15 protein-coding genes are annotated in these 14,729 nt (G+C 62.5%); 6 read left to right on the top strand and 9 right to left on the bottom strand.

Translation table 11 applies throughout. The features are described 5' to 3' along the window. Positions 1 to 17 precede the first annotated feature (17 nt). Entirely contained in the window at positions 18 to 791 is a 774-nt protein-coding gene (locus QZ266_RS02500; RefSeq protein WP_295691381.1) for a 1-acyl-sn-glycerol-3-phosphate acyltransferase, read from the bottom strand. Positions 792 to 821: 30 nt separating this feature from the next. Beyond that, positions 822 to 1,445 carry a TetR/AcrR family transcriptional regulator gene (locus tag QZ266_RS02495; protein ID WP_295691379.1) on the bottom strand — a complete coding sequence of 208 codons (624 nt, stop codon included), beginning with the start codon at positions 1,443 to 1,445 and terminating at the stop codon, positions 822 to 824. A 397-nt stretch (positions 1,446 to 1,842) separates the two neighbouring features. Here QZ266_RS02495 and QZ266_RS02490 point away from each other — a divergent pair, with 397 nt between their 5' ends. Together QZ266_RS02490 and aspS are read left to right on the top strand one after the other, a co-directional pair. Next, the gene (locus QZ266_RS02490) at positions 1,843 to 2,667 is read left to right on the top strand and encodes a flagellin (protein WP_295691378.1); all 825 of its coding nucleotides are present in this window, start codon (positions 1,843 to 1,845) and stop codon (positions 2,665 to 2,667) included. Between the two features lie 388 nt (positions 2,668 to 3,055). Then, the gene (gene aspS / locus QZ266_RS02485) at positions 3,056 to 4,873 is read left to right on the top strand and encodes an aspartate--tRNA ligase (protein WP_295691377.1); all 1,818 of its coding nucleotides are present in this window, start codon (positions 3,056 to 3,058) and stop codon (positions 4,871 to 4,873) included. Positions 4,874 to 4,959: 86 nt separating this feature from the next. On the opposite strand, the gene QZ266_RS02480 is transcribed toward aspS, so the two are convergent. From QZ266_RS02480 to QZ266_RS02470, 3 genes are all read right to left on the bottom strand, one after another. Beyond that, positions 4,960 to 6,330, bottom strand: a complete 1,371-nt coding sequence (locus QZ266_RS02480; RefSeq protein ID WP_295691375.1) for a pentapeptide repeat-containing protein — start codon at positions 6,328 to 6,330, stop codon at positions 4,960 to 4,962. 108 nt (positions 6,331 to 6,438) lie between these two features. After that, complete coding sequence (locus tag QZ266_RS02475; RefSeq protein WP_295691373.1) at positions 6,439 to 6,927, bottom strand: pentapeptide repeat-containing protein; 489 nt, start codon at positions 6,925 to 6,927, stop codon at positions 6,439 to 6,441. Positions 6,928 to 7,001: 74 nt separating this feature from the next. Continuing rightward, complete coding sequence (locus tag QZ266_RS02470; RefSeq protein ID WP_295691372.1) at positions 7,002 to 9,941, bottom strand: hypothetical protein; 2,940 nt, start codon at positions 9,939 to 9,941, stop codon at positions 7,002 to 7,004. Positions 9,942 to 10,096: 155 nt separating this feature from the next. On the opposite strand from QZ266_RS02470, the gene QZ266_RS02465 reads away from it, so the two are divergent. After that, entirely contained in the window at positions 10,097 to 10,513 is a 417-nt protein-coding gene (locus QZ266_RS02465) for an NADH:ubiquinone oxidoreductase subunit NDUFA12 (protein WP_295691370.1), read from the top strand. Positions 10,514 to 10,555: 42 nt separating this feature from the next. Next, positions 10,556 to 11,029: a DUF2155 domain-containing protein gene (locus tag QZ266_RS02460; protein ID WP_295691369.1), complete on the top strand. Its 474-nt coding sequence runs from the start codon at positions 10,556 to 10,558 to the stop codon at positions 11,027 to 11,029. On the opposite strand, the gene aat is transcribed toward QZ266_RS02460, so the two are convergent. From aat to aroQ, 4 genes are read right to left on the bottom strand one after another with little or no spacing between them, the layout of a single operon-like run. Then, a complete protein-coding gene (gene aat, locus QZ266_RS02455; RefSeq protein WP_295691368.1) occupies positions 10,996 to 11,646 on the bottom strand; it encodes a leucyl/phenylalanyl-tRNA--protein transferase in 651 nt (216 codons plus the stop codon). The genes QZ266_RS02460 and aat overlap by 34 nt on opposite strands. Positions 11,647 to 11,675: 29 nt before the next feature. Next, positions 11,676 to 13,022, bottom strand: a complete 1,347-nt coding sequence (gene accC, locus QZ266_RS02450; protein WP_295691367.1) for an acetyl-CoA carboxylase biotin carboxylase subunit — start codon at positions 13,020 to 13,022, stop codon at positions 11,676 to 11,678. Between the two features lie 25 nt (positions 13,023 to 13,047). Then, the gene (gene accB, locus QZ266_RS02445; protein WP_295691366.1) at positions 13,048 to 13,533 is read right to left on the bottom strand and encodes an acetyl-CoA carboxylase biotin carboxyl carrier protein; all 486 of its coding nucleotides are present in this window, start codon (positions 13,531 to 13,533) and stop codon (positions 13,048 to 13,050) included. 21 nt (positions 13,534 to 13,554) lie between these two features. After that, complete coding sequence (aroQ, locus tag QZ266_RS02440) at positions 13,555 to 13,995, bottom strand: type II 3-dehydroquinate dehydratase (protein WP_295691365.1); 441 nt, start codon at positions 13,993 to 13,995, stop codon at positions 13,555 to 13,557. A gap of 76 nt (positions 13,996 to 14,071) precedes the next feature. On the opposite strand from aroQ, the gene thiS reads away from it, so the two are divergent. Together thiS and QZ266_RS02430 are read left to right on the top strand one after the other, a co-directional pair. Continuing rightward, positions 14,072 to 14,272, top strand: coding sequence for a sulfur carrier protein ThiS (gene thiS / locus QZ266_RS02435; RefSeq protein WP_366523912.1), 201 nt, complete (start codon positions 14,072 to 14,074; stop codon positions 14,270 to 14,272). A gap of 1 nt (position 14,273) precedes the next feature. Then, positions 14,274 to 14,648 (top strand): hypothetical protein, encoded by a 375-nt coding sequence (locus QZ266_RS02430; protein ID WP_295691362.1) that lies wholly within the window; start codon positions 14,274 to 14,276, stop codon positions 14,646 to 14,648. Positions 14,649 to 14,729: the final 81 nt, after the last annotated feature.

The raw sequence follows: 14,729 nt of genomic DNA, 5'->3' as shown, positions 1-14,729 counted from the left end.
TCAAGGCGGACTGCAGCTTACGCGCAGATCCGGGCCTCGTCCGTCGAGCTGCGGGGCTCACCCTGCGACGCTTTGTGGCGCGGGGCAAACTCGGTCTCGAGCTGGCGTGAGCGGGTCTCGACCCGACGTTCCAGCGTGGCCAGGGCCAGATCGCGATCTTCGCCGGGCTGGATCGGATCGAGGAATTCGATCACGGCGGTGCCCTTGAACTTGGACCATTGCTGCTGCGGCCAGCACTGTCCCAGATTTGTCGCGACCGGGATGATCGCACGGTCCAGGACGCGGGCCATGTGCCAGACGCCGGAGCGATAGCGCATGCCGGTGCCAACGGCCGTCAGATGGCCTTCCGGATAGATCAGAACCGGGCGGGGGCGGCCTTCGCCCTGGGATCGGGCAATGCCCGCCATCATGCTCTCGCGCGCTGCCGTGCCGCCCTGGTTGGACAGGACGATGGCGCCGCACCGCTTGAGCACCCAGCCGATCAGCGGGAATTTCAGCATGTGGTCGCCGCACACGAAATTCACGTCACCACATTTGGCCATCATCACGATGCCATCGCCCCAGGACTGGTGCTTGGCGCCGATCACGACGGGCTGGTCCTTGGGCGGCGTGCCGCGGACCTCGACCCGGATTCCGCAAATCCAGCGCATCAGGTGCAGCGTGGCGCGGGAATAGGAGCGCAGGCCGTGCATCAGCACAGTGCGGCCGGGAAAGAGCGCCAGGACGGCGCAGATGATGGCGTAGACGCCGGAGAGCGACCAGTAGGCGATGTTGAAGATGAAAGAGCGCATGATGATCTCTCCGTAAAATCCTTGGTGCGCCTAGGAGCGCAGCACGGCCATGATGCCGCGGGTGAACTGGTCGATATGCTGTGAGAGAGGCCGCTCTATCCGGCCATAGAGGCTGTATTCGGCGGCCTGCATCACCACACCCAGCGCCATCGCCGAGCGCAGTTCCGGATCGCCCTTCGGAATTTCGCCGCGCTCCATGGCCTGGGCGATGCATTCCGTCATCAGGTCGGATGGATCGGCGCCGCCATCACCTGAGGCCGCGATGAAATAGTTGCGGTGGGTTAGGTGGTAGGTGAACTGCGCCGGATCTTCGTCAGCCAGATTGCAATAGGCGGTGACCAGGGCGCGGGAGATGTCCTCCAGCGAAGCGTCCGGCGTCAGATGGCTGGCGACCATGTCCAGCAGTTTCTTGTGGATCGCCTCGAACATCAGGCGGGCGAGGGCGTCCTTGGATTTGAAGTGGCGATACATGGCGCCATCGGAAATCGTGCAGGCCTCGGCGATCTGCTTGATCGAGACGCCGTCCATGCCGTGGCTGGCAAAGAGCTGCAGGGCGGCCCGTTCGATCCTGGCCTTGGTGGTCCCGGTCTTGGCGGTCACACCGATATTCGGGTTCGAGCCTTCAAACAGGTCTTCGCGAAGCATTCCGGTCATGTCCCATCCCCCTCAGGGCTGTAAGTGAATGATCATTTACACACTCTATAGCGAGGCGTTTTCGGGCATGCAAGTGAATAGTCACTTACATCGCGATTTTCTTTGAGATCACTGGCTGGGGGAGTGACGCAAAAGCGCGAATATCTGCTGGGTGCGGGGCTTCTTCCGGGGCGATGGCGGCGTGGTTTCGATATCCCGGACTCGGCTTCAACGCGTTGAAAGCGCGCCCTGAATTTCAATATTCCCTTGCCACACACGCTAATCCGGCCCGTCGATTAGCGAATAATTTAATATTACCGGGTCGCGTCATCGTACTGATCGGCATGTGAGATCAACCGAAAACAGGTTGGCCAGGCCGGACCGGTGGTGGAATGCAGAAAGCGTGGGGAGCCAAGAAATGGCGACGATCAACACGAATGCAGGGGCCATGGTCGCCCTGCAGAATCTCAGACAGACCAATCAGGACCTGGAAACTGTCCAGGCCCGGATCAATACCGGCCTGGCCGTTGGCTCGGCGAAGGATAATGGCGGCGTGTATGCGATCGCCCAATCCATGCGGGCCGATGTGCGCAGCTATAGTGCCGTGGCCCAGTCGCTCGACCTGTCAGCGTCGACGGTTGATGTCGCCCTGGCCGGCGGCGAGGCGATCTCCGACATTCTCGTCGAGATGAAGGAAAAGGCGCTCGGCGCGTCCGACTCCTCACTCGACCAGGCGTCGCGGGATGCGCTCAACGAAGATTTCAAGGCCTTGCGGGACCAGATCGGCAAGATTGTCGAAACGGCTGAGTTCAATGGCACCAATCTGGTCAATGGCTCATTGTCCCAGATTTCGGCCCTCGCCAATGCGTCGGGGACCTCGACGCTCACCATTGCGGCGGAGGACTTGTCGCTGGGCGGCGCTGTCGTGACAGTGGCGGCGACGTCATCCTTTGCCTCGGCAGGCGATGCCAGCACGCTGGTCGCGACGATCGAGTCGTCGCTGGATAATCTCAATGCCTCCCTGGCGCGGCTGGGGACCGGGTCGAAGTCGCTGGGCATTCACAAGGCCTTCGTGGGCAAGTTGTCTGATGCGCTGGAGAAGGGGATCGGCAATCTCGTCGATGCCGATCTGGCCAAGGAGAGCGCCCGGCTTCAATCGCTTCAGGTGAAGCAGCAGCTGGGTGTGCAGGCGCTCTCCATCGCCAATTCCGCACCCGCAACCATCCTGGGGTATTTCCGCTAGTCAGCGGCACGGACAAAAACATTCTTTCTGGTGGCGCGGCCCGCAAGGGCGTGCAACTGGGGGCGCTTCGGCACCCCCCTTTTTACGCGCAGTCACGACGCTCGAGGCCGGATTTTCCGATCCGCTCTGGCGTTGCCGATGCCGGGTTTCACGGCACAGCGTCTCCAAGGCCTCGTCTGCCCAAACCGCCATGGCGATATTGGGGGTGATAGAATCAGTGCCGGGACCAGGACCAGGGCGAGGATCAGGGCCAGCCCGGACAATGGCGATGGCTTCACGCGTCCCGGGCAGGCAACTGCGCCCCAGAACCCGGCCAGCTTGACATTTCACCCCGCAAACCGGCACATCGCGGCAACCTGTCTAACCCCGTTTTACCGGACGCTTTTCCATGCATGCATACCGCTCCCATACCTGCGCCGAACTGCGCAAGGACCATGTCGGCCAGACGGCCCGGATTTCCGGCTGGATTCACCGCAAGCGCGATCATGGCGGTCTGCTCTTCATCGACCTGCGGGACCATTATGGCCTGACCCAGGTCGTGCTCGAGCCGGAAAATCCGCATTTTGCGACTCTTGAGCGTCTGCGTGTCGAGAGCGTGATCACGGTGACCGGCAAGGTCATTGCCCGCTCGGACGAGACGGTGAATGCCAATCTGCCGACCGGTGAAGTCGAGCTTCGCCTTGCTGAGCTGTCCATTCAATCGGAAGCGGAAGAATTGCCGTTGCCGGTCTTCGGAGAGCCTGACTGGTCCGAGGAAGTTCGTCTCAAGCACCGTTATATCGATCTGCGCCGGGAAAGCCTGCACAAGCGCATCGTCCTGCGGTCGAAAATCATCGACAGCATTCGCCGCCGCATGGTCGACGATAATTTCGTCGAGTATCAGACGCCGATCCTGACCGCGTCCTCACCGGAAGGCGCACGTGACTTCCTGGTCCCGAGCCGTGTCCATCCGGGCAAATTCTATGCCCTGCCTCAGGCGCCGCAGCAGTTCAAGCAGCTGATCATGGTCTCCGGTTTCGACCGCTACTTCCAGATCGCACCCTGTTTCCGCGACGAAGACGCCCGCGCAGACCGCGCACCGGGCGAGTTCTACCAGCTCGACATGGAAATGAGCTTCGCGACGCAGCAGGACGTTTTCGACGTCATCGAGCCGGTCATGAAAGGCCTGTTTGACGAGTTCGCCGATGGCCGCCATGTCCCGAACGAGCCCTTCGAGCAGATCGCTTATCACGACGCCATGCGCTGGTACGGATCGGACAAGCCGGACCTGCGCAACCCGATCAAGATGTCGGACGCGTCGGACACTTTCCGGGACTCCGGATTCAAGGTCTTTGCCGGCATGCTGGAGAAGAATCCCAAGGTTCAGGTCTGGGCGATTCCGGCCAAGACGGGTGGCAGCCGCAAATTCTGCGACCGGATGAATTCCTGGGCGCAGAAGGAAGGTCAGCCCGGCATGGGTTATATCTTCTGGCGCGACAAGGAGGGCGCGATGGAAGCCGCCGGGCCGATCGCCAAGAATATCGGCGAGGAGCGGACCGAAGCCTTGCGCCAGTCGCTGGACCTCGAAATTGGTGATGCCGTCTTCTTCGCGGCCGGCGACCCCAAGGAGTTCGCCAGCTTTGCCGGTCGGGCCCGTGATGTCATCGGGACCGATCTCGACCTCTGCGAAAAGGACACGTTCCGGTTCTGCTGGATCGTCGATTTCCCGATGTATGAGTGGGATGAAGACAACAAGAAGGTCGACTTCTCGCACAATCCCTTCTCGATGCCGCAAATCAACCCGGATGATTTCCTGCAGCTGGATGCCGATACCGACGCCGACGCGCTGCTGGGCCTGAAGGCCTATCAGTATGACATCGTCTGCAATGGCGTGGAGCTGTCCTCCGGTGCTGTGCGGAACCACCGTCCGGACGTGATGCTCAAGGCCTTCGCCTTTGCCGGGTATGATGCGGAGACGGTTGAGGAAGAATTCGGTGGCATGCTCAATGCCTTCCGCTATGGCGCTCCGCCGCACGCCGGGATCGCGCCGGGAGTGGACCGCATCGTCATGCTGCTCGCCGGTGTCGAGAATCTGCGCGAAGTCGTGATGTTCCCGAAAGACCAGCAGGCCCGCGATCTGATGATGAATGCGCCGGCCGAGGTCGAAATGAAGCAATTGCGCGAGCTGCACATCCGCACTGTGGTGCCGGACGCGAAGAAGGGCTGATCCGCCCGACACAGTAAAACGCAAAAAGGCCGGTCCCTCAGGACCGGCCTTTTTTTATGGCGTGGATTGATACGCGTGTGACGGGGTCAGTGCGGATCATGCCCGTCCGGCTCGGCGACCCCATCGGGAAGGGCGGGAGGGGCTGGCGGGGCAGGCGGGACGTCATCGCGCTGTAAGGGTCCGATGCGGCGCACGGTATTGTCCTGCTCGCCAAACACCCAGACGCCATTGGAATCCGTATTCGGCAGTTCGAGAATGACGACACCATCCTCGGTCTCGATGCGAGCCGTCGCGCGGCTCGAAGTTCGCACAAGGGTGCGCGTCTGGTCGCGCAGCGCGTCGCGGGCGGCGCGGTTGGCATCGAGGGCCTCAAGACGGGCATCTTCGAGGATCCGGCGGCGCTCTTCGCTGATCGCCTGACGCTGGCTCGCCCGTTCGCGTTCGATGCGGCGTAATTCGCGTTCGGCCCGGGCGATCTCGCGCATGGCCTCATTGGCGGCTTCGCGGATGGCGTCCTGGTCGAGCTCGGTGGCGTGAACCTGCAAGGCCGCGCCGATTTCCGACAGGATCTCGATCCGCGCATTCTCGAGCGCGTGCAATTCGACGATGCGACCGGTGCGTTCCGGCGCCGAAAAACGCAGGGCGTAATCAAAGCGCGCGCTTTCAAGGCTCTGAAGGGGCAGGCTGTCGCAGGCCGGGAGGGAGACGGTCTCACCCAGAATTGTGGCGTCATCGCCGCAGGCGCCGGCGAGGCTTTCCTTGCTCAGACCGGCAACATCACTGATTTCCGCGCCGGAGAAGTTCGCGCCGGCCAGGATAGCGCCGGTGAAGTCGACTTCACGCAGTTCAGCATGCTCGAAATTGGCGCCCGTGAGGTCGGCATCCTGGAAGTTCACGTCACCGCCACTGACCTCGGTAAAATTGGCACGCCGCAATTCCGCGCCACGGAAATTCGTGTCGCGCAGGTCGGCGCGCAGGAAATTGACCTGTCGCAGGCGGCTATCGGCAAACAGCGTGTCGTTCAGCGATGAGCCGATGAAGGTCACAAACACCATTTGGGAGCCGGTGAAATCTGTTCCGCCCAGATCTGCGGAGGAGAAATTCACGCGCTCGATGACCGAATTGGTCAGCGTCGCTTCGCTCATATCGGCGCGCGAGAAGGTCACCCCGGTCAGGCGCGCATTGACCATGATCGTGTCGCTGAAGTCGGTGTCATTGAACCGGCTCTCGATCATCGTCACGGATGGCAGTTCGGATTCGACGAAGGACGTGCCTTCGAAATTCGCGCCGATGAAAACGGCGTTGGCCATGTTCTTGTTGGAAAAGTCGCACTCATTGCATTCGCCGCCGATGGCAAGACCCCGGCGCGGGTGATCATCGCCCCCCGCGAAGGCGGGCGAAACCGCGGCTACGAGGAGCGCGGTGGCAGAGGCGAATGTCTTCAATCTGTTCCGCATAGCCTCACCGATAGGCCAGACACCCCGGCAAATCGACTTAATTCACGGTAATCCGTAGGTATATCCTATGAGGGACCGTGTGGGATGGCCAGTGGCCAGATGAGGGTGTCAGCCGCAAGACGGGACTGTGAGGCCAGCGGGCAATCGGGTCGACGCATCGCCGCAGGCACTTGAAAGCTGGGCCTGCGTCAGGCCGCGTGCACTGGCCATTTCCGCACCGGACAGGGTCGCACCGTTCAGGGTCGCGCCGGAGAAGTCAGCGCTGCCGAAATAGGCGCCGACCAGATTGGCACGGGTGAGGTCCGCATTGCGAAAGCTCGCGCCGGTAAAACGGCCGCCGAAGAGATTGGCGATCGACAGATTGGCGTCGTCGAAACGGGCGTGATTCATCGTGACGAGGGCCAGATTGGCCTGGCGGAGACGGGCCCCGGACACGTCGATACCGGGCAGGTCAAGATAAGCCAGCTCGGCCTGGAACAGATTGCATCCCGGGCAGGACTGTCCGGCCTGAACACGGGCGATCTGTCCGGCATCCTGCGCGGCGGCGGCCCCTGGCATCAGGGCCAGCATCGCCAGAAGGGCAATGATGCGTGTCATTTTGGCGCTCCCGTACAGTGTCGGACCCTTGCGACGCAAGCCTCGTGCCGTCTTGGTCGCGCGCATCGGGCCGGTCAGCCGCCGGACCAGCCGCAGGCATCGCACTTCTGGCCCGCATCCTCGTCCTCGACCACGGTGAAATGGCCGCATTCCGGGCAGGGGGCACCATTATAGACCGAGATGTCGCGTGAGACCGGACGGCTCTGACGCTGGTCCTCGATCTCGTAATGGCCGGATTGGTCGCCCGAGCCGTCGCCGGTGGCGACCTTTTTCGGAGCGTTGGCGAACATCAGGATATTGTCGGGCACCTGGCCGCGGGAGAAACCGCGTGAAATGAATTTCGCGGCATCTTCCTGACCCAGTTTCTCCTGCTCGACGCCATGTCCCAGATCACCGGCATCGACCGTGTCGGGCGAGATCTCGGCCAGGTCATCGCGACCGAGATAGGACACGCCCAATTCCCGGAACAGATAGTCCAGGATCGATGTGGCGTGCTGGATCGAATCATTGCCCTCGACTTCGCCGGCCGGCTCGAATCGGGTGTAGACGAAGGCGTCGACGAATTCCTCGAGCGGCACGCCATATTGCAGGCCGATCGAGATCGCGATCGCGAAATTATTCATCAGGGACCGGAAGGCGGCGCCTTCCTTGTGCATGTCGATGAAGATCTCGCCGAGCTCGCCATCATCGAATTCCCCGGTATGGAGATAGACTTTATGACCGCCAACCGTGGCCTTCTGGATATAGCCCTTGCGCCGGTCGGGGAGTTTGCGACGCGCAGCCGGTTTCTCGATCACACGCTCGACCGTGCGTTCGACAATCCGTTCGGCCGGTGGCGCCTCGGCAGCGTAGTCGCCCTTGTCGAAATCGATGGCGGGCAGGAGATCAAACAGACCCGACGCCGCGCGTCTGATGGCAAGGTCTCGAAGTCCGAGCTCGCCGCCGAGGTCAATCAGGTCAGCGACATCATCGATCGTCGCGTCACCGTCCAGCGTGATGGCTGTCTGGCAGCGGCCCTCGATCTGGCCTTCGATCGCAGCGGCCATCATCATCTGGTCCTGCACGGTCGGAGCCTCGAAGACGAGCCGCGCAGCAGCCGAGATAGTCGGCGCACCCGCCAGGTCGCCTGTACCGTGGGCATGGGCGTCGGCGGCGCGAATATCGTCTTCGCCATACCCGATCGCATGACACAGTGAGTTGGCGTCGCGGGCAATGACATCGCTGGTCAGACCCAAGGCATCGCGGCAGGTGCGATCTCCCAGGGTCCAGCGATTGAGCGCGTGACGAACCGAAGCGCCCTCTGCAATGGAGTCCTCAAGACGCTCGAGCGCATCGACGGGCACGCCGCGCGCCATCAGGTCTTCGAGTGAAATGCCCGGTGCGCCTCGCAGGCTGCCATGTCCCGCCGCGTGATCCTCGGCCCGTTCGATATCCGTGACGGAATATCCCAGAGCCAGCAGCCCGGAGCGGGCGCAGTCACGAAGGCGTTGTCCGCCGGCCATTTCGGCATCACTCGTAATGGCCGTGTGGACCGGTGTGACGCCAACACTGTCCGCATCAAGAAGAGCGGCGACATCATCGTCCGGTGCCCGGCAGATCAGGGTTGGTCCCGGACGGGCGAGGGCGGCTTTCGGCAGGAAGGGGGCGGGCATCGCGGTCAGTCGTTCCGCGATGAGGGCAAATGCGCCCGGCAGCGTATCGAGGGGCGGCGTGTCGGCCAGGCCGGGCGCTGCAGCGCCGGTCTCCATCGCGACTTCGCGCAGAGCCCGAGTGGCGAGATGCGACAAGGCTGCAAGACTATTGCGGGCCGTTTCGTCGCCATAGGGCAACCCGGCGCTCAGCAGCAGCGCGCCAACGCCGGTCAGGGCGACAGATCCTGCCGAGCCGGCGCCTTTCGGCGCGCTCAATGTGAGGGCGATGGCCCAATAGCGGATGCAGTCGGTGAAGAGGTCGGCCTGGAAGCCATTCTCGCCGTCCAGGAAGGCCGGCAGGTTGAGATAGACGGTCGGTCCGGTGTCTTCCGGACTGGCGTGGAAGGCAAGGCTTGGCGTTCCGAAACTCCACACGGTGCGGGCTATGCCGGTCCGGAAGTCCCGGGCCCGGACCGCGCCGCCATCCTGCTCGAAGGTCCAGGCTTCATCGGCCGTCACAGCGTGGCTGAAGGCACGGGGCACATGGAGCATGGCCGGGCGGGTCTCGACCGCATCCGGGATCAAGGCAGAGAGCGCGTCATCATCGGTTCCCTGCCGCGCGAGGGCGAGGGCGCGCTCGACGGCTTCCTCCGGCACGCCGTCTTTCAGGGCCCGGCGCATGGCGCGGGCCAGGGCGGCATTGCGACGCGGGTCGAAGCATTCCTCGACATCGCCGGAACAGCGCCGGACGGCTTCGCCGATCGCCTCAAGCCGATCGCGCGTAACCCGGGCGCCGACATCGAGGACTGAGGCGCGCAATGCGGTCTCCGCGACGCGGCGCAATTGTCCCGGTGCCTGGCGTGAATTGACCCGGATCGTCAGTGCCGGCGTTGGCGCGGCCTCGCTGGAGGCCGGGTCGCCATAGGCCCAATCGACGCCGCCCTCGCGGATCAGATGACTGTCCGGCACGACAAGGCGTCCGGTGAGGCTGGCTGCCAGCTCGGCCGCAAAACTCTCGGCCTGGTCATCATCGGCAAACGCACCTTGCCTGGCAGCCGACCAGGCCAGCGAACCGGCCAGGCGTGCGGTCACATCCGGCAGTCCGGTTTCCAGCTGGCGAGTCTCGCCCTCGGCCGTGCGGGGCTGGAGGCTGCCGAAACGCTTGGCGCTCTTTCGCGGCTGGGTCGCGGTGGGGCGCGGTGTTTCGAGCAGGTCTGCGAGCGCCTGCGACGCCGTCAGGCTCCAATCCGCGGGCGTGGTGATCTCACGCGCCTCGGTGGCGTCCCCGTTCGAGTCGTCGAAGGCACACAGGCTGCGCGTTTCCGGCGCGCTCCCGGAAGCCGTGTCGGCGATGAAATCGGCAATGCGACCGAAGACCTGCATGCGGCTTTCCTCCCATGGCCCGAATCGCTTGGGCAGCCCCCAAGTCTACCGCGCCGGGTCTCTCGCCTGAAACCCGCCGCGTTCGACACTGGACCCGCCCGCCGTGCGAGGGCATATAGGCCAAGCCTGCCTCGACCGACTCGGAGCCGCTGACAATGTTCGGACTGATCTCAAAGATTTTTGTGTGGTGGAAAGACGCCACGCCGGGAACCTTCCTGACGCTGCGCATGCGTGGCGCCAAACAGGTTGGCTCCGATGAGTATGGCAATCGCTATTTCGAGGAATCCGGCGTCACCGGTCCCGATGGCCAGGGCCAGAAACGCCGTTGGGTCATCTACAAGGGCTATGCCGACGCCTCGCGCGTGCCGTCCGACTGGCATGGCTGGCTTCACCACACCTTTGACGAGGTGCCGACTGACACACCGCTGATGCGCCAGTCCTGGGAAAAGGATCACCATCCCAATCTCACCGGCACCGTGCACGCCTATCGTCCGACCGGTTCGCTGGCGACGCGTGACCCGCGACAGTCAACCACCGGTGATTATCAGGCCTGGTCTCCGGACGAGACCTGATCGGCCTTTACCGCGTCACAATCCCGCGACAGGGTATGCGTCATGAAAACCAGTATACTCGCCTCGCTTGCCTCGCTCCTGATTGTGGCGCCCGTCTGGGCCCAGGATGAAGGCGCTTCGTCCGCTGACACGCCGGATACGTCGGAACTCCTGCGCCGGGATGATCCGGACTCCCTGCCCGAGCGTGGCCCGCTTTCCTCGGAACCGGGCACGACTGTTGTCCTGCGTGGTCTCGACAAGGTGACCGCCCGGACCCGTGATTTCGAAGTCGCGATCGGTGACACGGTCGATTTCGGCGCCTTGTCGATCACGGCACAGTATTGCCGCAAACGGCCCCCGGAAGAGACGCCGGAAACCTATGCCTTCCTGCAGATCAATGATCGCCGCACGGATGGTTTCGGTGTCGATGTTGAAGGTGAGCAGGTTTTCTCGGGCTGGATGTTTGCATCGCGCCCGGCGCAAAATCCGCTGGAACATCCGGTCTATGATGTCTGGGTGATTGATTGCAGGGCCTGATCGCCTGAAATCTCGTCCGGCAGGGCCTTGAAGTCCGCCTCGAAAATCAACGCATCAGACAGACGCTCGCGATAATTGCTGCGCTCGATCGTGATGGCACCGAAGCTTTCGAGATGTTCGGTGGTGAATTGCGTATCCAGCAGCGAATAGCCGCCAGCGCGAAGTCGGGCGATGAGGTGGACCAGCGCAACCTTCGAGGCGTCGCGCCGGCGCGAGAACATGCTCTCCCCGAAGAAGGCCGCGCCGAGTGAAACACCGTAGAGACCGCCGACCAGCTCACCGGCGGACCAGCATTCTATCGAGTGTGCATAACCGGCGGAGTGCAGATCGCTGTAGAGGCCGATAATGCCATCATTGATCCAGGTCTCTTCACGGCCCCGCGCAGGCTGGGCACAGGCGGCCACCACGGCGGTGAAGTCATGGTCCACAGTGACCTGGAAGGCATTCTGGCGAACCGTCTTGCGCAGACTGCGCGAGGCGTGGAAATCGTCGAGCGGGATAATGCCCCGCTCGTCGGGGTCGAGCAGATAAATGCGCGGATCATCGCGCCCCTCGGCCATCGGGAAGACGCCGCGGGCATAGCAATTGAGCAATTCCTCGGCGCCAAAGCCGCGCATGCCAACTCCTCATCTGGTTGGCCGGCGGATCAGGCGTCGCGGCTGGCCAACCAGTCTTCCAGCCAGCGGATATGATAGTTTCCGCTCACGAAATCCGCTTCCTCGAGCAATTCGAGGAAGATCGGGATCGTGGTTTCAATTCCGCCGACGACCATTTCTTCCAGCGAACGCCGCAGCCGCAAGAGCGCTTCTTCACGCGTGCGACCATGGACAATCAGCTTGCCGATCAGGCTGTCATAATAAGGCGGAATGGCGTAGCCGGCATAGAGGGCGGAATCGAGGCGGACGCCGAGGCCTCCCGGCGCATGGAAATCGCTGACGGTGCCAGGCGAGGGCGCGAAGGTGCGCGCATTCTCGGCATTGATCCGGCACTCGATCGCCCAGCCTTCGAATGTGACATCGCTCTGCTTGATGTCCAGCGGCTGTCCATCGGCAACGCGAATCTGTTCGCGAACCAGGTCGATGCCGGTGATCATCTCGGTGACCGGGTGCTCGACTTGCAGGCGCGTATTCATCTCGATGAAATAGAATTCGCCGTTTTCCCACAGGAATTCGATCGTGCCGACGCCTCGATAGCCGATCGCCTCGATAGCGCGACGGACGACGTCCCCGATCTTCTTGCGGTCTTCGTCATTGAGCGCCGGCGAGGGGGCTTCTTCGAGGATTTTCTGGTGGCGCCGCTGCAAGGAGCAATCGCGCTCGCCCAGATGGACCACATTGCCGTGGGTGTCGGCGAGAATCTGGATTTCGATATGACGCGGGCGACCAAGATATTTCTCGATATAGACCGTGCCGTCGCCGAAGGCTGCCAGGGCTTCGGCAGAGGCCGTCTCCATGGCCTCTTTGAGATTGTCGGCTGTTTCGGCGACTTTCATGCCGCGACCGCCGCCGCCAGACGCCGCCTTGATGAGGACCGGATAGCCGATCTTCTCGGCGACCGGGATGGCGTCTTCATAGGTATCCACGCCGCCATCCGAGCCCGGAACGACCGGAATGCCGGCGTCCATGACCGCCTGTTTGGCCGTGATCTTGTCACCCATCATGCGGATGTGCGCTGCCGTCGGGCCGATGAAGGCGAGGCCATGGGCCTCCACGATCTCGGCGAAGCGCGCATTCTCCGACAGGAAGCCATAACCCGGATGAATCGCCTGGGCGCCGGTGACTTCGGCTGCGGTGATAATGGCGGGAATGTTGAGGTAAGACTTGTTCGCCGGCGGCGGCCCGATGCAGACGCTCTCGTCCGCGAGGCGCACATGCATGGCATTGGCATCGGCTTCCGAATGCACGGCCACCGTACGAATTCCCATTTCCCGGCAGGCCCGGTGGACGCGAAGGGCAATTTCGCCGCGATTGGCGATCAGGATCTTGTCGAACATGTCGTCGCTCGCCTTGCTGGTCGCGTCAGGACAGGACGAAGAGGGCTTCGCCGTACTCGACCGGCTGGCCGTCCTCGACGAGGAGGTCGGTGATGGTGCCGGCCTTCTCTGCGGTGATCGGGTTGAAGGTCTTCATCGCCTCGATGAGGAGAATGGTGTCGCCCTTCTTCACCTGGTCGCCGACCTTCACGAAATTGGTCGCATCCGGATTCGGCTTGAGATAGGCGGTGCCGACCATGGGCGACTTGACGGCATTGCTGTCATCGACGGGCGCGGCGGCGGCCATTGCCGCCGGAGCCGGTGCGGCAGCCGGGGCCGCCGCTGGCGCTGCGGGTGCTGCTGCAGCGACGCTATGGACAATCGGTGCCGCAGTGAGCTGACGGGCAATTTTCAGGCGCAAGTCGCCGCGCTCGACTTCGATTTCCGACAGGTCGGTTTCACGAAGAATGTCGGCCAGTTCGCGGACGAGCTTCGCGCTGATCGGGGAGCGGGTTCGAGAATCAGAACTCATGATGTCAGGCCTTTGGTTCCGTCAGTTGTCGAGACAGGCGACAGCCGCATTGATACCCAGCAGGTAGCTCTGCAGTCCCAGACCGGTAATCGATCCGCGAGCCGCAAGGGCGATATAGGAATGGTGCCGGAATGCTTCGCGTGCTGCAGTCTGACTCAAGTGAACTTCGATGACGGGAGGTTCTATAGCGCGAACCGCGTCATGCAAAGCGACCGATGTATGCGTAAATGCAGCGGGGTTGAAAACCACTGCACTCGCATTGACGTTTGCGTCATGCAGCCAGTCAATGAGCGCGCCCTCATGATTGGACTGACGAAAGAGGATGTCGAATCCCAGGTCACGGGCATGAGCAGAGCAAGCCTGTTCAATCTCACCAAGGGTCAGCGCGCCGTAGATTTCCGGCTCGCGCGTGCCCAGCAGATTGAGGTTTGGACCGTTGAGAATGTGAATCGGTTGGGTCATGGCCTTGCTTTTCAGCGGTTACGGGATTTACCACGGGTCTAACGAGGGACTCAGAGAAAGGCCAGCGAAGACCATGCTGCAGCTGACAGTCAATGGTGAAGGCCGCAAGGTCGAGCCCGGAACCAGTGTCACAGGGCTGGTGACCATCCTTGGCCTTGACCGCCGCAAGATCGCTGTCGAGCGCAATCTGGCCATCGTGCCGCGCTCGCAATACGAACATACCGCGCTCGCCGATGGCGACCGGATAGAGATAGTCGCATTTGTCGGAGGTGGATGAGATGGAAGACGAGTTTAGGTTTCCCGCACATATCCGTCCTGACCTCCGGGTGCTTTTGAATATGGAAGAGCGAACTGGCGATCCCAAAGCAAAAGTGAAGCGGTCGGGCTATCGGGTTCCGGTCGTGCTTGAGGGGGATGGTGTTGGCAGTACGGGATGGTTCCGTTTCCTCGACGGAGCGTCTGCAGGACCAGGCGACGAGCGTGAGGCTGAGGTCGCGTTGCTGAATCCCCAGTTCTTCGCGGGAAGAGTGGGGGCGGGCACCAAGTTCACTGTTTCGGAGGGTGCGGTGCGGATCGCACGCGGGCGAGTAGTTGAAATGCTCGACCTCGAGGACAATGCACGTCGCCAAAAGGAGACTGAAGAAAATGGATGACGCACAGGCCGTGAAGGCCCCGTTCGAGGATACCCCGCTGGTCGTGGCGGGCCGCACCTTCACCTCGCGCCTGATCATCGG

The sequence above is a fragment of the uncultured Maricaulis sp. genome (assembly GCF_905480005.1).
Classification (GTDB): Bacteria; Pseudomonadota; Alphaproteobacteria; order Caulobacterales; family Maricaulaceae; genus Maricaulis.
Note: the sequence above shows the minus strand (reverse complement) of the source record. Positions and strands in the feature narration are given on the sequence as shown.

What these genes read in the sequence shown, in the direction of transcription:
- QZ266_RS02500 (WP_295691381.1), bottom strand. Translation starts at nt 791, where the DNA reads ATGCGCTCTTTCATCTTCAACATCGCCTACTGGTCGCTCTCCGGCGTC.
- QZ266_RS02495 (WP_295691379.1), bottom strand. Translation starts at nt 1,445, where the DNA reads ATGACCGGAATGCTTCGCGAAGACCTGTTTGAAGGCTCGAACCCGAAT.
- QZ266_RS02490 (WP_295691378.1), top strand. Translation starts at nt 1,843, where the DNA reads ATGGCGACGATCAACACGAATGCAGGGGCCATGGTCGCCCTGCAGAAT.
- aspS (WP_295691377.1), top strand. Translation starts at nt 3,056, where the DNA reads ATGCATGCATACCGCTCCCATACCTGCGCCGAACTGCGCAAGGACCAT.
- QZ266_RS02480 (WP_295691375.1), bottom strand. Translation starts at nt 6,330, where the DNA reads ATGCGGAACAGATTGAAGACATTCGCCTCTGCCACCGCGCTCCTCGTA.
- QZ266_RS02475 (WP_295691373.1), bottom strand. Translation starts at nt 6,927, where the DNA reads ATGACACGCATCATTGCCCTTCTGGCGATGCTGGCCCTGATGCCAGGG.
- QZ266_RS02470 (WP_295691372.1), bottom strand. Translation starts at nt 9,941, where the DNA reads ATGCAGGTCTTCGGTCGCATTGCCGATTTCATCGCCGACACGGCTTCC.
- QZ266_RS02465 (WP_295691370.1), top strand. Translation starts at nt 10,097, where the DNA reads ATGTTCGGACTGATCTCAAAGATTTTTGTGTGGTGGAAAGACGCCACG.
- QZ266_RS02460 (WP_295691369.1), top strand. Translation starts at nt 10,556, where the DNA reads ATGAAAACCAGTATACTCGCCTCGCTTGCCTCGCTCCTGATTGTGGCG.
- aat (WP_295691368.1), bottom strand. Translation starts at nt 11,646, where the DNA reads ATGCGCGGCTTTGGCGCCGAGGAATTGCTCAATTGCTATGCCCGCGGC.
- accC (WP_295691367.1), bottom strand. Translation starts at nt 13,022, where the DNA reads ATGTTCGACAAGATCCTGATCGCCAATCGCGGCGAAATTGCCCTTCGC.
- accB (WP_295691366.1), bottom strand. Translation starts at nt 13,533, where the DNA reads ATGAGTTCTGATTCTCGAACCCGCTCCCCGATCAGCGCGAAGCTCGTC.
- aroQ (WP_295691365.1), bottom strand. Translation starts at nt 13,995, where the DNA reads ATGACCCAACCGATTCACATTCTCAACGGTCCAAACCTCAATCTGCTG.
- QZ266_RS02430 (WP_295691362.1), top strand. Translation starts at nt 14,274, where the DNA reads ATGGAAGACGAGTTTAGGTTTCCCGCACATATCCGTCCTGACCTCCGG.